Origin of the sequence: Zhouia amylolytica AD3, assembly GCF_000511935.2 — a bacterium.
In the GTDB taxonomy this organism is placed as follows: domain Bacteria; phylum Bacteroidota; class Bacteroidia; order Flavobacteriales; family Flavobacteriaceae; genus Zhouia; species Zhouia amylolytica.
This window is the reverse complement of record NZ_AYXY01000023.1, coordinates 38,023-56,975: the sequence shown is the minus strand read 5'-3', so window position 1 is coordinate 56,975 and position 18,953 is coordinate 38,023. Positions and strand designations below refer to the sequence as shown.

The following is an 18,953-nucleotide window of genomic DNA, read 5'->3' as shown; positions in this document are numbered from 1 at the left end:
TTTTAGCGATATGAAAGCAAAGAAAATTCTTAAGATTATAGTTGTACTATTGTTGGTTTTAGTAGGTGTTTTAATAGCAGTTCCTTTTGTTTTTGAAGGGAAAATAAAAACCCTTGTAAAAGAGTCTGTTAATAAAAATCTAAATGCAAAATTCGATTTTTCGGATGTAGATCTCAGTTTTTTTAAGAGCTTTCCGCAAGCTACTGTCACTATAGAAGATATGAGCCTGGTGAATTTTAAGCCATTTGAAGGGGATACACTTCTGGTCGCTAAGACCGTATCGGTTTCCATGTCTGTCAAAGAGCTTTTTAAAGACAAATCAGAACCAATGGTGATCAATAGTTTCGTTATTGATGAAGCTAAAGTTAATGTGTTGGTCAATAAAGATGGGAAGGCAAATTATGATATTGCCAAAGCTGATGCTTCTGAAAAAAGTGAAACACCTAATGATGCTCAGGAAGGCTTTAGCTTGTCTTTGGAGTCTTATAGTATCAATTCAACTACAATTGGCTATACTGATGAAGGTTCTGAAATGCAGTTATTGATTGATGGGTTGAACCATGCCGGAAGTGGAGATCTGTCCGCTGAGGAAGCTAAGTTTGATACCGACACCGAAGCATTGGTGTCTTTTGAGATGGATAGCGTGCGGTATTTAAATAAGAACGGTTTAAAACTTGATGCCCTTATTGGTGTCGATTTAAAGAATAATAAATATACCTTCCTGGAGAATAAGGCACTCATTAACCAGTTGCCTTTAGTTTTTGATGGATATGTAAAGTTAAATGATGATAATCAGGAGGTGGATGTTACATTTAAAACCCCATCATCTGATTTTAAAAACTTTCTGGCTGTGATTCCTGAGGTGTATTCCAAAAACATAGGGCAAGTTGAAACAAAAGGTAATTTCGAGGTTGATGGTTTTTTTAAGGGAATCGTCGATGCTACTCATATTCCAGCCTTTAATATACAGGTAGTTTCCAACGACGCTTCGTTTAAATATCCGGACCTTCCAAAGTCGGTTCAGGACATAAATTTAAAAACGACTGTAGCTAATAAATCAGGTCTGGTAAAGGATACCTATGTAGCTATAGAACAGTTGTCGTTTAGAATAGATGAAGATCGATTTAGCGCACAATCTTTTATTAGCAATTTAACAGAGAATCCAATGGTGAAGGCCAGTATTAAAGGGCGTTTGAATTTAGCGAACCTGTCTAAAGCTTATCCTGTTGATTTAGAAATGGCATTAAAAGGGATACTTGAGGCTGATATCAAAACTGAATTTGATATGAACTCCATTGAGAGAGAGCAGTATGTGAATACAAAGAATGAAGGCAGATTGAAGTTGTCGGATTTTGAATATACCTCAGATGAGATGAAGCATCCGGTGGCTATTGCTATTGCCGATGTAACCTTTAACCCTAAAACGGTTGCCTTGAATGCTTTTGAAGCAAAAACCGGAAGCACTGATATTCAGGCGAAGGGAACCATAGCTAATTTATTAGGGTTTATGTTTAACGATGAAAATATGAAGGGTGATTTCACTTTAAATTCAAATAATTTTGTGCTCAATGATTTCATGGTTAGTGAGGCAACAGCCGAACAGGAAGAGACTAATGAAGAAAATAAATCAGATGAGCAGGCAGGTGAACAAATTAAGATTCCGTCTTTTTTAGATGCTACTGTTAAGGCGAATGCAAATACTGTTGTTTACGATAATCTGAAGCTTAAAAATGTAACAGGTGTTCTTAGGATAAAGGATCAGAAAGCTATATTAGAAAACGTTTCTTCAGACCTTTTCGGCGGAAAACTTACCTTATCCGGAGATGTTTCAACCAAAACTGAAACTCCGCAGTTTAATATGAGTTTAGGAATGAGTGCCTTTGATATCGCCGAATCGTTCAATGGGTTAGATTTATTTAAAGCGCTAACGCCAATTGCCGGTGCTTTACAAGGGAAAATGAACTCCAACATAACCATAGGAGGGACTCTTAATAATGATTTCACGCCAGATTTAGCTTCGGTTAGTGGTGATGCATTAGCAGAGATTTTGGGAAGTACCATCAGTCCAAAGAATTCTCAGGCATTATCGTTATTGGGAGATAAAATTAATTTTATTGATCTTGATAAAATAGATTTAAATCGCTTGAAAACTACCCTTTCTTTTAAAGATGGAATGGTGCAGGTAAAGCCATTTCAGGTAAAGTATCAGGATGTTGCTATCAATGTTTCGGGTTCTCATAGCTTTGATAAAACCATGAGTTATAAAGCGACTTTTGATGTTCCTGCCAAATATTTGGGGAATGATGTTAAAAATGCGCTGGCGAAATTAAACGATGGTGATGCTGAAGAAATCACGGTTCCGGTGACGGCCAATATAGCGGGGACTTTTACCCAGCCAACGGTTTCTACAGATCTTAAACAGGCTACGACTAATCTGACGCAACAATTAGTGAAGCAGCAACAGGATAAGTTGGTAAATCAGGGCAAGGATGAAATAGAGAATGCCTTGGGTAGTTTGTTAGGGAACAAAAAGGAGAAGGACTCTGTGGCTTCTAAAACAGATACCGTAGCAGGTAAAAAGGAAGACGATATTAAGAAGGCGGCAGAAAACGCCTTCAAAAGTTTATTTGGTAAGAAGAAAAAAGATACGACGAATTAATCATTATCCGAGGCCCCGTCTAAAAGGATTCTTTTTACGTCATTTAAATAGCTTCTTCCTATAGTGTATCGAATTCCATCGATCTCCACACTGTTTCCTTCAATGACATCTACTTTGTCTATGGAAATGGTGTAAGAGCGGTGAATTCTTATAAACCTTTCCGATGGAAGGTCTTCCGTAAAGCTCGTAAGGGTTTGATGAACGATATACTTGCTGGTCTTAGTGATTATTTTTATATAGTCTTTAAGGCTTTCTATGGCAAGAATGTCATCCAGGTAAACTTTCTTAAGCTTCTTTTTATCGATCTTTACAAAAATGAAATCTTTTTCAGGGGTTGTCGGTTCTTTTGAGGAAGATTCATTTTCTTTTTGGGCCTTGTTAACGGCCTTTAAAAAGCGGTTAAACGGAATCGGTTTTACAAGGTAATCCAGCACTTCCAGTTCATAACTTTTTACCGCATACTCTTCATGAGCTGTGGTGATTATTATTAAAGGTCCGTTTTGCAGGTTTTGAATAAAATCCAGGCCATTCAGAAGCGGCATATTGATGTCCAGAAAAACAAGATCAACTTCATTTTTTTGAAGGTAATCCATGCTTTCAATAGCACTGTTAAATGTGCATAGTAACTCAAGAGAGTTTATTTGAGATACGTAATTTTTAATCACATTAACCGCCAATGGCTCATCGTCTATAATCACGCATTTTAATTTCATTTCAATTTTATTTTTAATTCCACGACAAACATATCGTTTGCTTCAAATGTTTTTAAATCGTATTCGTCTTTGGTATAGCCTAATTCCAGACGTTTTTTTACATTATTGATGCCAATTCCACCACTTTTATCTTTTGGTAGTTTTACAATATTATCTCTTTCTGGCAACGTGTTTTCTACTCTGAAATATAATAAATCCCCAACGATTGAAAAATCAATATTAATGATGACAGTTTGGATGCTTTTATCGGCTCCGTGTTTAAAGCAGTTTTCAATAAACGTTAACAATAGCATCGGAGCTATTTTTTTGTCTTCAATATCCCCGGAAATATCCATGTTTATTTTAACAGAATCGCCATAACGAATTCTTTCGAGATCGAGATAATCCTGTATGCACAGGATTTCCTTTTTCAGGCTTTGTTTTCTTCCTTTTGTTTCATAAAGCATATAACGCATCAATTGCGAAAGCTTCATGATGGTTTCGGGAGCTTTGTTTGATTTTTCTATGGATAGCGAATAAATATTGTTTAAGGTGTTGAAGAAAAAGTGAGGTGATATTTGCGCTCTTAGAAAACGTAATTCAGATTCCAGTTGAGCTTTCTCCAGCTTAGCAGCTCTTTTGCTTTCCCCAAACCAATCAATAGTAATTTTAATTGCGGTTACAAACGATACTACATAGAATTCTCCAAGCATCATTTGCAAGGCGTAATTAAACGTAAAAGTGGTAGTCTCCGGTCCTTCAGGCCATACATTGGTGCTGATTAAAAAATAGGTCAGGTTGAATTTAACCATTACCATAAAAAGGATGGAGAGTAATATAGCTAAGGTGTAACTTACAAATCTTCCTTTGTAAATGAACTTGGGCATTAAGAAATATATATTGAAATAGCACAAGGTCATATGTATAGGAAAGCCTACTAAATTAGCTTTGATCGAATACCAATAGTCATTGTAGTAACTGCCCCAGCGAATGGTGTTAAAAAGAAAGTAAATACTCCAAAAAATAATGTGATGCCTTACTGTTATCCGGTATTCATTGGAAGCATTTAACTTAAGAAATTTGTCAAGTGTTTTCATATAAGTCGCATCAATTTGTCAAGACGATTTTATTTGATGTTTAGCTTTCCAAATATGTTGCTGGTCTAAATTTATTTCTTTCGAGGCTAAAAATATGAATATTTATCACTTATCTGTTAATGATAACTTAACAATTTTACAATATGCTGAAAAATTATACCCTGATATTATTTCTAACGGGAATGTTAGTTGCCTGTAATAAAGACGATAAAAAAGTTGATTCGTTACAGTCTGATGAAAATTTAACATATGTAGACCCTTTTATTGGTACCGGAGGACATGGGCATACCTACCCCGGAGCTACTGTTCCTTTTGGGATGTTGCAGGTTACCCCGGTGAATGGTATTAGTAAGTGGGATTGGTGTTCAGGATACCATTTTTCAGATTCCATAGTTGTAGGTTTTAGTCATCTGGCGCTAAGTGGTACCGGGATTGGCGATTTGAATGATATACTGGTAATGCCGATAAATAAAAAGATAGATTTCTCTAAAGAAATAAAAGGTAGAGATGATCTTCCTTATAAGTCGTCTTATTCACATAAAAATGAAACTGCTTCCCCAGGCTATTATCAGTTATATCTGGAAGATCATAATGTGAATGTTGAGTTAACTACAGCACAAAGAACAGCCATCCATAAGTATACTTTTCAGGAAGGTGATGATCAGTCGGTGATTATAGATCTTGGATTTGCAATTAACTGGGATAGCCCTTTAGCTACTGCTTTAAATATAGAAGATGAATACACAGTGACGGGATATAGACACAGTACCGGTTGGGCAAAGAACCAAAAGGTCTTTTTTGTGATGAAATTCTCAAAACCTATTACCGCTCATGAGTTGTATAAAGATTATGCTGCGATAGATGATAAGATGGTAGCGGATAGTAAAACTGCTGCACAGTTCTTTTTCGACGCAACAAAGGGGAGTGAATTAAAAGTTAAGGTTTCGCTTTCATCGGTAAGTGTAGAAAATGCGAAGGACAATATGCAGGGCTATGAAGAAGGCTTCCCGTTTGAGGAAGTGAAAACCAAAGCTGAAAACGTATGGGAAAAAGCCTTGACTAATATTGAGGTGGAAACACCTGTAGACTCTTTAAAAACAATTTTCTATACTGCTCTGTATCATACACAGGTGGCTCCGGTAACTTTTAGTGATGTAAACGGAGAGTTTAGAAAAGAAAATGATTCCATCGATAAGGCAGAAAACTATACAGCTTATTCAACGCTTTCCTTATGGGATACTTTTAGAGCTGAAAATCCACTTCTTACCATAATAGCACCAGAGAAGGTGTCGGATATTATTAATAGTATGTTAGCTTACTACGATACTCGTGGTATACTTCCGGTTTGGACGCTTTATGGAAATGAAACGAATACGATGACAGGGTATCATTCAATCCCGGTTATTACTGATGCGTATTTAAAAGGGTTTAAAGGCTTTGATGCCGAAAAGGCATTCAACGCAATGAAAGAAACCATGATGCAAGATGAAAGAGGACTTAAATATTATAAGGAATTTGGTTATATACCTTATACCAGTATTGATGAGTCTGTGACTATTACCTTAGAATATGCTTACAATGACTGGTGTGTTGCTCAAATGGCAAAGGCGTTGGGTAAACAAGAGGATTATGAATATTTTAAAAATCGTTCGGAAGCCTATACGTATTTGCTCGATGCTGAATCTGGATTTATGAGAGGGAAATCAGAAGACGGTAAGTCATGGAGAGAGCCGTTCGATCCGAAGCATTCTAACCATAGAGAGCATACAGATTATACCGAGGGGAATGCATGGCAACATAGTTGGTTCGTTCCTCACAACGTTGAAAAGTTTATAGAGCTTCATGGAGGGGAAGAGATCTTTGCCGAAAGACTGGAGCAGTTGTTTACAGAGAATTCTGAGATTACTGGAGATAATGTTTCTGCAGATATTTCGGGTCTCATAGGACAGTATGCACACGGAAATGAACCAAGTCACCACATTGCGTATCTGTTTAACAGAGCCGGGAAACCTTGGCGAACACAATATTGGGTGAATCATATACTGAATACACAATATAATACGACTCCGAATGGATTGAGCGGTAATGAAGATTGTGGACAGATGTCCGCTTGGTATGTGATGAGTTCAATCGGTTTGTATCCAATGAATCCTGCTTCAACCGAATATGAAATCGGAAGTCCGCTATTCGATAAAGCTACCATAAACCTTCCGGGAGGAAAGTCTTTTGAAATTATTGCTGAAAATGTTTCAGATAAAAATATTTATATACAATCAGCAACCCTCAATGGGGAAGCGTTTAATCAAACTAATATTTCGCATGAGGCGATATTAAAAGGAGGTAAACTTCAATTTGTTATGGGATCGGAACCCAATAAATCTTGGGGGGTTAAAGCTAAATAATACAAGAGATGGATATTATAGATGTTGTAATAATTGCGCTTTATATAGCTTTAACGTTATTTGTTGGCGTATGGGTGTCTAAAAAGGCTTCAAAAGGACTTGACTCATACTTCTTAGGAGGTAATAGTATTAAGTGGTACTATTTGGGCTTGAGTAATGGGTCGGGAATGTTTGATGTTTCCGGGACCGCCTGGATGGTAGGGATACTTTTTCTTTACGGAGTTAAGAGTTTTATGTTTATGTGGATGTGGCCTATCTGGAACCAGATATTCGTAATGGTGTTTTTGGCGGTGTGGATTCGACGATCAAATATCATGACTGGTTCAGAATGGATTCTCACCCGTTTCGGGGATGATAAAGCCGGTAGAGCCTCCCACCTGATAGTAGCTATTTTTGCAATCGTAGCCTCGGTTGGTTTTATTGCATACTTTTTTGAGGGCGTAGGTAAGTTCATGACTGTCATTCTTCCGTGGGATGTTAGTCTTGTTATAGGTGATACGGTCTTGTTAACGGCTGCTCAAAGTTATGCGTTGATCATCATTTTTCTAACGACTATTTATACGATTAAAGGAGGGATGTATTCGGTGGTAGCGACTGAGGTCTTGCAATATCTGATCATGGTATTGGCAGGGATCCTGGTAGCGGTCTATGCTTTTGTTACGATCTCGGATGCTGAATTAACAGCTTTGATTCCTGCCGAATGGAAGAATGTTTTCTTCGGAAATGAATTGAATGGATTTTGGGATGGGAAATTGGCAACCTTCAATGATCTCATCGATACCCAGGGATATAAAATGTTCGGAGCCTTTATCGGGATGACACTTTTAAAAGGCTTTTTTGCCAGTGTTGCCGGACCTACACCATCTTACGATATGCAACGTATTCTTTCGACTCGTACGGTAAAAGATGCAGCCTATATGAGCGGATTTACAAACCTTGTGCTGTTTATACCACGCTATCTCCTTATTGCAGGAGTGGTGGTAATAGGATTGGTTTATATAGCGCCTGAGATGGCTGCCTCGGGGAGTGTTACTTCAAACGACCTGGAGATCGTATTGCCTAAAGTAATCAATTTTCATGTGCCTGTAGGAATTAAAGGGTTGTTGTTAGCCGGGTTATTGGCGGCTTTTATGTCGACCTTCTCGGCCTTTGTGAATTCTGGTCCTGCTTATATCGTGAATGATATCTATAAAAAGTATTTTAAGCCTGAAGCATCAGACAGACATTATGTGAAGGCAAGTCACCTCGCATCGTTCTTTGTGGTTACCTTAGGGGTTATTATGGGCTTTTTTGCAGAGTCTATTAATTCAATAACCTTATGGATCACAAGTGCACTATATGGTGGGTATGTTGCGGCAAACTTCCTGAAGTGGGTTTGGTGGCGTTTTAATGGCTGGGGATATTTCTGGGGAATGCTCGCCGGACTTATTATAGCGACCCTTCAGTTTTTAATGGATAACAATAAGGATAATTTTATCGATGGAACCTTATTGTATGAGCTGGCACATATTCCGGCAATCTACCTGTTTCCAATCATTTTTGTAGGTTCATTACTAGGGTGCTTTTTAGGAACCTATTTAACCCCGGCAACAAATATGAAAACCCTGAAAAGTTTCTATTCGAATGTACGTCCGTGGGGATGGTGGAAGCCTGTTTACAGAGAATTAAAGAGTGAAGATAGTACCTTTACCAGTAATAAGAGTTTTGGAATGGATATGCTAAATTGTGCCATTGGTATTGTGTGGCAGTCCAGTATGATATTAATGCCCATATTTTTTATGGTTAGAGATTATCCGAAAGCATTTGTATGGACAGCGGTTTTTGCAGTAACTTCGGGAATCCTCAAATTTACATGGTTAGATAAAGTTAAAAAGTATAAAAATTAAGATTGATGAGTAAATTTCCTTGGCAGGATAGACCTGAAAATAGTAATGACGTATTGTGGCGTTATGATGAGAACCCTATTATAGACAGATACGCTATTCCAACATCGAATAGTATATTTAATAGTGCGGTAGTACCTTTTGAAGATGGATATGCAGGTGTTTTCCGTTGTGATAATAAAGCGGTGCAGATGAATATCTTTGCTGGATTTAGTAAAGATGGGATCAATTGGGATATTAATCACGAACCAATTCAAATGAAGGCCGGTAATACCCAGATGATTGACTCTGATTACAAATATGACCCTCGGGTTACTTTTATAGAAGATCGCTATTGGGTAACATGGTGTAATGGATATCACGGTCCAACGATTGGAATTGCATATACCTTTGACTTTAAAGAGTTTTTTCAATGTGAAAATGCATTCCTTCCATTTAATAGAAATGGAGTTTTGTTTCCTCAGAAAATTAATGGAAAGTATGCGATGTTAAGTCGTCCTAGTGATAACGGACATACTCCATTTGGAGATATTTATATCAGCTATAGCCCGGATATGAAATATTGGGGAGAGCATAGATGTGTCATGAAAGTCACTCCTTTTGAAGATAGCGCATGGCAATGTACTAAAATCGGTGCCGGGCCTGTACCAATTTTGACCGATGAGGGTTGGTTGTTGTTCTATCATGGAGTGATCAACACCTGTAATGGATTCAGGTATTCGGTTGGAGCCGCTATTTTAGATGTAAATGAACCGGATAAAGTTAAATACAGAACCCAACCTTATATGTTAGGTCCTGCTGAAATGTATGAAATGGCAGGAGATGTACCAAACGTGGTATTCCCATGTGCGGCCTTGCATTCGCATGAAGAGAATAAATTAGCCCTTTATTATGGAGCTGCAGATACCGTAACTGCGATGGCTTTTGGCCACCTAACGGAAATAATAGATTTTATCAAAAAGAATAGCTTATAATATGGCACGTCAAAAAAGAAATTTTACACATTTATTAAGGCATTCGATGTTTGTGTTGGCAAGTGGTTTTGTATTGACTGCTTGTGCCCAATCAGCCTCCAAAGCTCCAAGGAGCTATGTAGCCCATAAGACAACTGAAAATATAGTGGTAGATGGGAAAGCAGATGAGGAATCTTGGGAAAAAGCTCCGTGGAGTGATAACTTCATCGATATTGAAGGGGTGAAAACACCCACCTATAAGACCAATATGAAAATGCTTTGGGATGATGAATATTTATATTTCTTTGCCGATTTAGAGGAGCCTCATGTTTGGGGTACGCTAAAACAACGCGACACAGTAATATTTTACAACAACGACTTCGAAATTTTTATTGATCCGGATGGAGATACCCATAATTATATGGAATTCGAAATGAATGCGCTCAATACAATTTGGGATTTATTATTGGTAAAACCTTATCGCGAACATTCACTAGTGCTCGATAGTTGGGATATTCAAGGCATAAAAACGGCGGTACATGTGAATGGTACGCTGAATAATCCAAATGATAAAGATTCTGGATGGAGTGTTGAAATTGCGATGCCATGGAAAGTCCTGACTGAGGCCAATTCGCATGGAAAAATTCCTGAAGATGAATTCTGGAGAATCAACTTTTCGAGGGTAAACTGGGATTTTGAATTGGTAGATGGAAGGTATCAGCGTAAAAAAGATGAAAGCGGAAAGTATTTACCGGAGTATAACTGGGTATGGTCTCCGCAAGGAGTTATTAATATGCACGAACCGGAACACTGGGGTTATGTGTATTTTACTTCCAAAGGAGTAGATGAAAAGGTAACCTTTGAAATACCGGAAGATGAAGCCATTAAATGGCAGTTATATGCATTGTATAGAAAACAAAAAGCTTTCAAAAATAAAAATGGTAAATGGGCAGCCTCTATGGATGAGCTGGCTCAGGAGCCGATAAAAGTAAAAGGGAAAGAAATTCAGCCTTCTATAGAATTACATGAGCAGGGTTGGAACATCAAAGTGGAAAGTCCTTTTACGAATCAGGTTTTAATCATAAAAGAAGACGGAGATTTTTTAAAAAGTAAAAACTAAAAATTGAATTTGAATGCTGGTGTAGAAAGTTGAATGAGGGTAAAGGAAGGATTCGGTTAACAGACTTAATTATATTTAGAGAAAAGATTAGAAATGTTACAACCAGTTTTAATAAATAGAATAAATAAGCTGATAAAATCGGGTGTCTTCTTTTTTGTCAGTCTGATGCTCTTTGCTTGTTCAGATACTAAAGGAGAGGTGACGAAGGACAAAAACAACCCAATGAAGGTTATTGGTTATGTAGCGGGTTATGAAGATTTTGATCCGGCACAAGTTGATGTAACCAAATTAACTCATGTTAATTATGCATTTGCAAATATCGTCGATGGCGGTGTGCAATTCGAGCTGGAGACTGATGCTGCGAAAATTGCCAGTTTAATGTCGCTTAAAAAGAATAATCCCGAATTGAAAATACTTTATTCTGTTGGTGGCTGGGTGTGGTCTAATGAATTTTCACATGTTGCAGCTTCAGAAACGGCTAGAAAAAAGTTTGCCAATAGTTGCGTGCTACTTATGAAAAAGCATGGCTTTGACGGGGTGGACCTGGATTGGGAGTATCCTGGTCAGCGTGGTGAGGATAATGCCTTTCGTCCATCAGACAAAGAAAATTTTACCTTGTTACTGCAAACAATTCGTGAAGCTCTAACCGAGCAGGGAGAAAAAGATAATGTACATTACTTGTTGACTATTGCCACAGGCGCGGATCAGGCGTATATAGATCATACCGATTTAGGAAAGGCACAGGAATATCTCGATTTTATCAATATCATGTGTTACGATTTTTATCATGGGTGGCATTACCAAACCGGCCATCATGCTAACTTATACCCTTCAGAAAGAGAAAGGTTTGGAGGTAATAGCGCTAAAGAAGCTGTTGCAAGACATTTAAAGGCAGGGGTTCCTTCTAATAAGTTAATTATGGGGATTCCTTTTTATGGCAGACAATGGGAAAAGGTGACACCAAAAAACAATGGCCTCTATCAATCAGCCATGTCAACGGGGGTTATTGTATCTTATAATGACATTGTGGAAAAGCTTAAATCAGGAAAATACAAAAAGCTATACGATGAATCAGCGAAAGCTGCTTACCTGTGGAATGAGGAAGACAGTGTTTTTATTTCCTGGGAAACTTCCAAAGAAGTTGAAATGAAAGCTAAGTATATTAAAGATAACGGACTTGGAGGCGCTATGTTTTGGGAATATAGCCTGGATAAAGAGCAGGAACTGTTGAATACGCTTTTTAAAAGTTTGCATAATTGATTGAAGAATTAACTTAAAACTATATAAATGAAAACTAAATATTTACTGTTATTATTAGTCATTTTTGCCTCATGTGGTCAAAAAGAACAAAAAAGTGAAGCAGAAGTTGCCACTGCAAGTACTCCGGCTGAGGTGAACGAAAGTTCATTTAAGTATTGGACCTGGATTACAGCGAATGCTAAAAGAACAGACGATTCATTTACCGAAGAATTTAAAAAATACAAAAGCAACGGGATCGATGCCGTTTTAATTAATACCAATACCGATCCTGAGTTGTTAGGTCGTTTAACTCCACTTGCTAAAAAGGAAGGTTTAGAAGTTCATGCCTGGATTATGGCAATGAACAGACCTGGAGATACAGTTGCCTTAAAGCATCCTGATTGGTATGCAGTAAGCAGAGATGGAAAATCTTGTCACGATACCCGTCCTTATGTGGATTACTATCAATGGATGTGTCCTACCAGAAAAGAATCAAGAGGACACGTGTTGAGTTTGGTGGAAGGACTTTCTAAAGTAGAAGGAGTTGCGAGTGTACATTTAGATTACATCCGACTACCGGATATCTTTTTGCCGATAGGATTATTGCCAAAATACAACCTCAAGCAAGAAGAGGAATTACCGGAATTTGATTTTTGCTATTGCGATGTTTGTGTGGCTGAATTTGAAAAGATTCACCATAAAAATCCAAGAGATTTCGAAAATCCGGCTATTGATATGGAATGGAAACAATTTCGTTTAAATAAAATTAAAGCTGTTGTTGATGATGCCTATGAAATTGCTCATAATAATGGTAAAATTTTAACAGCAGCGGTATTTCCTTATCCTGAAATGGCAGATCATATGGTTCGTCAGCGTTGGGATAAATGGAATATAGACATGGTGCTTCCGATGATCTATAACAACTTTTACAATGAAGAAGTTGATTGGATAGGGTATGCTACCGGTCAGGGAGTAAAAGACCTGGAAGGAAAAGGAGTAGAATTACACACCGGAGTATTTGTGCCAACCATGTCGGCAGATGAAGTAACTGAAGCCATTAAGTTAGCCAAAGAAAATGGAGCAAAAGGAATTTCTTTCTTCGACGGCCCGGCTATTACAGATGAACAATTAGCAGCTATAAAAGCTTCAAAAGAATAACGCATATTATATAATGAACCTAAGGTATATTTACATCGTTTTATTGATTTTGATTGGTTGTAAGGAAAAACAAGAAGCAACCGTGATAAAACCTAACCCTAACCTGACAGACTTTGTAAATACCTTTATAGGCACCGATGGGCCGGGAAATACGTATCCCGGTGCTACGGTGCCTTATGGTATGGTGCAGTTAAGTCCGGATATAGGGATTCCCGGATGGGATCGAATTGCCGGATATTATTATCAGGATTCTATTATTTCAGGCTTTTCTCATATGCACCTTACCGGTACCGGAGCGGGCGATTTGTACGATATTCTTGTAATGCCAACAAACAGCAGGTTTTCTGAAAGAATTAAAGAGAATAATTTTAAGCCGTTCTCTGCCTTCAGTCACGACCGTGAAAGTGCCAGTCCCGGCTATTACACGGTAGATCTTTTAGACTATGGGATTAAAGCTGAATTGACAGCGACCAAACATACCGGAATACATCAATATACTTTTCCTCAGGATGAAAACAGCCAAATCCATATCGATTTGGGCTATGCAATGAATTGGGATCGACCAACCGACACTTACATTAAAGTAGTCGATGAGCATACTATTGAAGGCTATAGGAAATCAACCGGTTGGGCCAAAGATCAACGCGTATATTTCGTAATGGAGTTCTCTAAGGATTTTGATTCTTATGAACTCTATAACGATAGTGTAAAGGTCGCCTCACCAACCAAAGGGACTGATACCAGAATTGTGGTTAACTACAGTACCTCGAATGACGAAAAAATAGTAGTAAAGACAGGTGTTTCTTCTGCGAACCTGGAAGGAGCTTATAAATCCATTCAAACTGAAGCCCCTCATTTTAATTTTAATGATTATAAAGAAAAGGCGAGAAATGAGTGGCAAAAAGAATTACAAAAAGTAGTTATTGAAACAGATGATCTGGATGAAAAAACTATTTTTTATACCATGATGTATCAATCAATGTTGGCTCCAACATTGTTGAGTGATCTTAACGGTAATTATAAAGGCGCTAATGATACCATCATGAAAGCAGAAGGGTTTCAACGGTATGACACGTTCTCACTTTGGGATACCTTCAGAGCCGCACACCCGCTTTATACGATTATTCAGCCGGAAAGAGTTCCGGATTTTATAAAATCACTACTCGCACATTATAAGGAAACAGGAACTCTGCCGGTTTGGTCGATGCAGGGGAATGAAACCAATATGATGATCGGCTACCATGCTGTCCCTGTAATTGTAGATGCGTATTTTAAAGGGTTTAACTTCGATGCTGAATTAGCATATGAAGCCTGTAAAAAAAGTGCAATGGTCGACGAAAGACAGATTGATCAATACAAAGAATTGGGCTATGTTCCTGTCGATGAGCACCACGAGAACTGGTCAGTGTCTAAAACAGTAGAATACGCCTATGACGATTGGTGTATTGCTATGTTTGCAAAAGCCTTAAACAAAGAAGATGATTATCAATATTTCTTAGAGCGTTCGGAGAATTGGAAAAACTTACATGACGATCAGACCACATTCCTAAGGCCAAAAAATAAACTAGGTGATTTTATCACCCCCTTTGTTGCCAAAGATTATTCCCCATATTACTGTGAAAGTAATGCATGGCATTATTACTGGTTCGTGCCACAGGATGTTGAAGGTTTGATACAGAAAACCGGTGGAACGGAGCGATTTAATCAAAAGTTAGATTCGATGTTTACTTACGAACCGGCTCCGGATGATAAATTACCGATCTTTAGTACAGGGATGATCGGTCAGTATGCACATGGGAATGAACCAAGTCACCATGTGGCATATTTATACAACCACATTGGGAAGCCTTCTGAAACTCAAAAAAGGGTAAGGCAGATATTGGAAACACAATATAAGAATGAACCTGATGGTCATTGTGGAAATGAGGACTGCGGTCAAATGTCTTCCTGGTATATATTCAGTTCACTGGGATTCTATCCTGTCAATCCGGCCCAGGGAGTGTATGCCATAGGGACACCTATGTTTAAAGAAGCAACAATTCAACTGCCGGAAGAAAAGGCATTTACCATAAAGGCCATTAATTTAGATAAAGAACATAAATACGTTAAAAGTATATCGCTTAACGGAAATAAAATAAACAGACTGTATATTACTCATAAGGAAATTATGGATGGCGGATCGTTGATTTTTGAAATGACGGATGTTCCGACAGATGATTCCTTTAAAACAGCTGAGTTACCATTGACTAATAAAATATACTAAGATGATTAACAGGAGAAAATTCATTACAAATGCAGCCTTAAGTACAGCTGCTATTGGAACATTAAGTGCTTGTGTAGATAATGGATATCCGGGTACTGCAAAAAAAGATAATTCACCTAAAAAGGTTAAAAAACCAGTTATTATTTCAACATGGAACCATGGGATGCCCGCAAATGAAGAGGCCTGGAAAATTCTTGGAAAAGGAGGGTCTGCTTTGGATGCTGTGGAGGCAGGTGTTAAAACAGCAGAGGCAAACCCTGATGAGATGAGTGTAGGATATGGAGGTTTACCAGATAGAGAAGGTAAGGTTACCCTTGATGCCTGTATTATGGATCATAATAGCAGAGCAGGATCTGTAGCTTTTCTTCAGGATATCATGCATCCTGTTTCTGTGGCCCGAAAAGTAATGGAAGAGACACCACATGTTATGTTGGTGGGAGAGGGAGCTAAACAATTTGCATTAGAGCAAGGTTTTAAAGAACAGGACCTGCTTACTGAAAAAGCAAAAAAGGCCTATGAGAATTGGTTGAAAAAATCAGAGTATAAGCCGGTTATAAATATTGAAAACCACGATACCATCAGTTCCTTGGCACTCGATGAAAACGGAAATCTTTCCGGAGCTTGTACCACCAGTGGAGCTGCCTGGAAAATGCACGGACGCGTTGGCGATTCACCAATTATCGGAGCCGGATTGTTTTTAGATAATGAAGTTGGTGGTGCTGCAGCGACCGGACTTGGGGAGGCTGTGATTAGAACAGCAGGAAGTGCTATGGTAGTCGAATTGATGCGTCAGGGGAAATCACCGGCGGAAGCGTGTAAGGAGATTGTAGAACGCATTTATAATTTACACCGTAATCAGCCTGAATTTGATTATCTGCAAGTTGGTTTTATAGCACTGAATAAGCATGGGGAATATGGCGGTTATTGCCTGCGTAAAGGGTTCAATTATGCCGTTTATGACAAGGAAGAAGGTAGCCGATTAATAGATGCTGAATTTAAGATCTAAAACTTTACAATCAGGGCTTTAGCTGTGTTATTGGTCGAAATATTTTTTACCTTTAACGATATGCAACTATTTTTTACTTAAAATAAATTTATGACCATCAAAAAACACTTACCAAAAAAATGGAAATCACTATGGTTCTTTATAGTGCCATTTCTCTTTTTGTTTTTGTTTAAGATGTTTTTAAACAGGCCTTCCGAAGGAGATTTAAAGGTTATTAAATCTGATGAACATAATGGTTCAGAGGGGGCCGCAGCAGTTGGTGATGTTGGTTTACCTGATGTTATAGATTACAGCTTACACGTAAAACCTATTTTGTCTGATAAATGCTATGCTTGTCATGGGCCGGATGGTGGAACGCGTGAAGCTGATTTTAGAATAGACACAAAAGAAGGAGCCTATGCAGCCTTAAAGGATGATGCGCATGCATTTGCCATTGTCCCTGGTGATTTCGAAAATAGTATTGCCATGAAACGCATTTTTTCGGAAGACCCTAAAACGCAAATGCCACCTCCGGAATCGAATCTTAAACTATCCGGTAATGAAAAACAAGTGCTTAAAAAATGGATTGAGCAAGGTGCGGTTTGGAGCGATCATTGGGCTTTTGTAAAACCTAAGAAAAAAGAGGCGCCAGAGGTTGGAAACACGTCCTGGCCCAAAAATGAAATAGATTATTTTATCCTGGCAAAAATAGAGTCCGAAGGATTGTCTCCATCCGAAAAAGCCGATAAAGAAACCCTGTTGAGAAGAGTTTATTTGGATTTGACCGGATTGCCTCCAAGTTTAGAAGATATCGATGAATTTTTAAGTGACCAAAGTAGTGATGCCTATGAAAAGGTAGTGGACAAACTACTGGCTTCTGATGCCTATGGAGAACGAATGGCTTCCGGCTGGATGGATATAGCCCGCTATGCCGATAGTCATGGGTATCAGGACGATTTAGAACGCGTCATGTGGCCTTGGCGAGATTGGGTGATTCATGCGTTTAACGAAAATTTGCCTTATGATAAATTTATCAAATGGCAATTGGCAGGAGATCTTATGCCAAATGCTTCTATGGAGCAGATTGTGGCTTCCGGATTTAATCGAAATCATAAAATAACACAAGAGGGAGGAGTTATCGATGAAGAATATCGCGTTGAGTATGTAGTTGACAGGACCAGTACTACTTCAAAGGCTCTAATGGGGCTTACCATGGAATGTGCCCGTTGTCATGATCATAAATACGATCCGCTTTCGCAGGAAGAGTTTTACGGCATGTACACCTTTTTTAATCAACTTGATGAAAAAGGTAGAATTGAATATAATGAAACTCCGGCCCCTTTCATTACCCTTACGGATGAAGAGGTAAACGATAACTTGTCGTTCATTCAAATGCCTGATTCTGTCAATAAGATTGACTTGATGGTTATGAAAGACGCACCGGGATTGCGAAAGACATACCTGCTCGAAAGAGGAGTGTATGATGCAAAGGGGAAGGAAGTTTCCTTTAATACCCCTGAAAGTGTTTTGGAATTCTCAGATAAATTTGAAAACAATAGATTGGGATTAGCTGAATGGTTTTTTGATGATGATAATCCATTAACTTCAAGAGTCTATGTAAACAGACTTTGGCAACATATGTTTGGTGTTGGGATTGTTGCTACTTCTGACGACTTTGGTAGTCAGGGAGCTTTGCCTACCCATCCGGAATTACTTGACTGGATGGCTGTATCTTTTAAAGACAGCGGATGGGATATTAAAGCAATGTTGAAAAAAATAGCCATGTCTGCTACCTATCAACAGTCATCTAAAATAACACCAAAACTTTTAAAAACAGATCCGGATAATATATTGCTTGCCAGATCACCACGATATAAATTGCCTGCAGAAGTTATCAGAGATAACGTCTTGGCTACAAGTGGTCTCCTGGAAGAAAAAATTGGCGGACCTAGTGTTAAGCCATATCAGCCTCCGGGTTTGTGGGCAGAAACGACTTCCGGGGTTGGATTAACGAAGTATATACCCGATACAGGGAAAAGTCTTTACAGAAGAAGTTTGTATACTTTTTGGAAACGAACAGTGCCGCCACCATCGATGATAACTTTTGATGCTGCAACCAGGGATTTTTGTGAAGTAAAACGTCAAAAAACGAGTACGCCATTGCAGGCATTAGTACTATTGAATGATCCGCAGGTTGTTGAGGCTTCACGGGTGTTAGCAACCACGACCCTACAGAACGAAACCTTGTCCAGAGAAGAACGTATAAAACATATATTTAGAAGCGTACTTTCAAGATATCCATCCCAGAAGGAGTTGGAAAACTGCATCTCTTATTTAGATGACATTGAAGAAGATGGTGATAACTCAGAAGAGGCTTTTGCGATCCTGGAAATAGGTGCCAGAGAAATTCCTGCTGATATTTCCAAGCATCAATTGAGAGCTTATACCTTACTGGCAAACATGATCTTTAACCTCGACGAAGCGGTAACCAAAATTTAAGGC

At 38.4% G+C, this 18,953-nt stretch carries 12 protein-coding genes; 10 read left to right on the top strand and 2 right to left on the bottom strand.

Annotated elements, in window-relative coordinates:
* Positions 1-10: 10 nt before the first annotated feature.
* Positions 11-2,659 carry an AsmA-like C-terminal region-containing protein gene (locus P278_RS11060; protein WP_038266653.1) on the top strand — a complete coding sequence of 883 codons (2,649 nt, stop codon included), beginning with the start codon at positions 11-13 and terminating at the stop codon, positions 2,657-2,659.
* Here the strand turns inward: P278_RS11060 and P278_RS11055 are convergent.
* A complete protein-coding gene (locus tag P278_RS11055) occupies positions 2,656-3,372 on the bottom strand; it encodes a LytR/AlgR family response regulator transcription factor (protein ID WP_038266651.1) in 717 nt (238 codons plus the stop codon). The genes P278_RS11060 and P278_RS11055 overlap by 4 nt on opposite strands.
* A complete protein-coding gene (locus P278_RS11050; protein ID WP_038266647.1) occupies positions 3,369-4,448 on the bottom strand; it encodes a sensor histidine kinase in 1,080 nt (359 codons plus the stop codon). Before P278_RS11050 ends, P278_RS11055 begins: the two co-directional genes overlap by 4 nt.
* Positions 4,449-4,591: 143 nt before the next feature.
* On the opposite strand from P278_RS11050, the gene P278_RS11045 reads away from it, so the two are divergent.
* From P278_RS11045 to P278_RS11005, 9 genes are all read left to right on the top strand, one after another.
* Entirely contained in the window at positions 4,592-6,850 is a 2,259-nt protein-coding gene (locus tag P278_RS11045) for a GH92 family glycosyl hydrolase (RefSeq protein WP_038266646.1), read from the top strand.
* 8 nt (positions 6,851-6,858) lie between these two features.
* Entirely contained in the window at positions 6,859-8,736 is a 1,878-nt protein-coding gene (locus P278_RS11040) for a sodium:solute symporter family protein (RefSeq protein ID WP_038266643.1), read from the top strand.
* A gap of 5 nt (positions 8,737-8,741) precedes the next feature.
* Positions 8,742-9,707 carry a glycoside hydrolase family 130 protein gene (locus P278_RS11035; RefSeq protein ID WP_038266641.1) on the top strand — a complete coding sequence of 322 codons (966 nt, stop codon included), beginning with the start codon at positions 8,742-8,744 and terminating at the stop codon, positions 9,705-9,707.
* 1 nt (position 9,708) lies between these two features.
* Complete coding sequence (locus tag P278_RS11030; RefSeq protein ID WP_082436144.1) at positions 9,709-10,806, top strand: carbohydrate-binding family 9-like protein; 1,098 nt, start codon at positions 9,709-9,711, stop codon at positions 10,804-10,806.
* Positions 10,807-10,899: 93 nt separating this feature from the next.
* Positions 10,900-12,066, top strand: a complete 1,167-nt coding sequence (locus P278_RS11025; RefSeq protein ID WP_235444283.1) for a glycoside hydrolase family 18 protein — start codon at positions 10,900-10,902, stop codon at positions 12,064-12,066.
* 27 nt (positions 12,067-12,093) lie between these two features.
* The gene (locus P278_RS11020) at positions 12,094-13,203 is read left to right on the top strand and encodes a glycoside hydrolase family 10 protein (RefSeq protein WP_038266638.1); all 1,110 of its coding nucleotides are present in this window, start codon (positions 12,094-12,096) and stop codon (positions 13,201-13,203) included.
* A 13-nt stretch (positions 13,204-13,216) separates the two neighbouring features.
* Entirely contained in the window at positions 13,217-15,466 is a 2,250-nt protein-coding gene (locus P278_RS11015; protein ID WP_038266636.1) for a GH92 family glycosyl hydrolase, read from the top strand.
* A 1-nt stretch (position 15,467) separates the two neighbouring features.
* Positions 15,468-16,472 (top strand): N(4)-(beta-N-acetylglucosaminyl)-L-asparaginase, encoded by a 1,005-nt coding sequence (locus P278_RS11010; protein ID WP_038266634.1) that lies wholly within the window; start codon positions 15,468-15,470, stop codon positions 16,470-16,472.
* Positions 16,473-16,562: 90 nt separating this feature from the next.
* On the top strand, positions 16,563-18,950 hold the full coding sequence (locus tag P278_RS11005) for a PSD1 and planctomycete cytochrome C domain-containing protein (RefSeq protein ID WP_235444282.1): 2,388 nt from the start codon (positions 16,563-16,565) through the stop codon (positions 18,948-18,950).
* The last annotated feature ends 3 nt before the right edge of the window (positions 18,951-18,953 follow it).

What these genes read in the sequence shown, in the direction of transcription:
- P278_RS11030 (WP_082436144.1), top strand. Translation starts at nt 9,709, where the DNA reads ATGGCACGTCAAAAAAGAAATTTTACACATTTATTAAGGCATTCGATG.
- P278_RS11015 (WP_038266636.1), top strand. Translation starts at nt 13,217, where the DNA reads ATGAACCTAAGGTATATTTACATCGTTTTATTGATTTTGATTGGTTGT.
- P278_RS11060 (WP_038266653.1), top strand. Translation starts at nt 11, where the DNA reads ATGAAAGCAAAGAAAATTCTTAAGATTATAGTTGTACTATTGTTGGTT.
- P278_RS11005 (WP_235444282.1), top strand. Translation starts at nt 16,563, where the DNA reads ATGACCATCAAAAAACACTTACCAAAAAAATGGAAATCACTATGGTTC.
- P278_RS11025 (WP_235444283.1), top strand. Translation starts at nt 10,900, where the DNA reads ATGTTACAACCAGTTTTAATAAATAGAATAAATAAGCTGATAAAATCG.
- P278_RS11010 (WP_038266634.1), top strand. Translation starts at nt 15,468, where the DNA reads ATGATTAACAGGAGAAAATTCATTACAAATGCAGCCTTAAGTACAGCT.
- P278_RS11035 (WP_038266641.1), top strand. Translation starts at nt 8,742, where the DNA reads ATGAGTAAATTTCCTTGGCAGGATAGACCTGAAAATAGTAATGACGTA.
- P278_RS11050 (WP_038266647.1), bottom strand. Translation starts at nt 4,448, where the DNA reads ATGAAAACACTTGACAAATTTCTTAAGTTAAATGCTTCCAATGAATAC.
- P278_RS11020 (WP_038266638.1), top strand. Translation starts at nt 12,094, where the DNA reads ATGAAAACTAAATATTTACTGTTATTATTAGTCATTTTTGCCTCATGT.
- P278_RS11055 (WP_038266651.1), bottom strand. Translation starts at nt 3,372, where the DNA reads ATGAAATTAAAATGCGTGATTATAGACGATGAGCCATTGGCGGTTAAT.
- P278_RS11040 (WP_038266643.1), top strand. Translation starts at nt 6,859, where the DNA reads ATGGATATTATAGATGTTGTAATAATTGCGCTTTATATAGCTTTAACG.
- P278_RS11045 (WP_038266646.1), top strand. Translation starts at nt 4,592, where the DNA reads ATGCTGAAAAATTATACCCTGATATTATTTCTAACGGGAATGTTAGTT.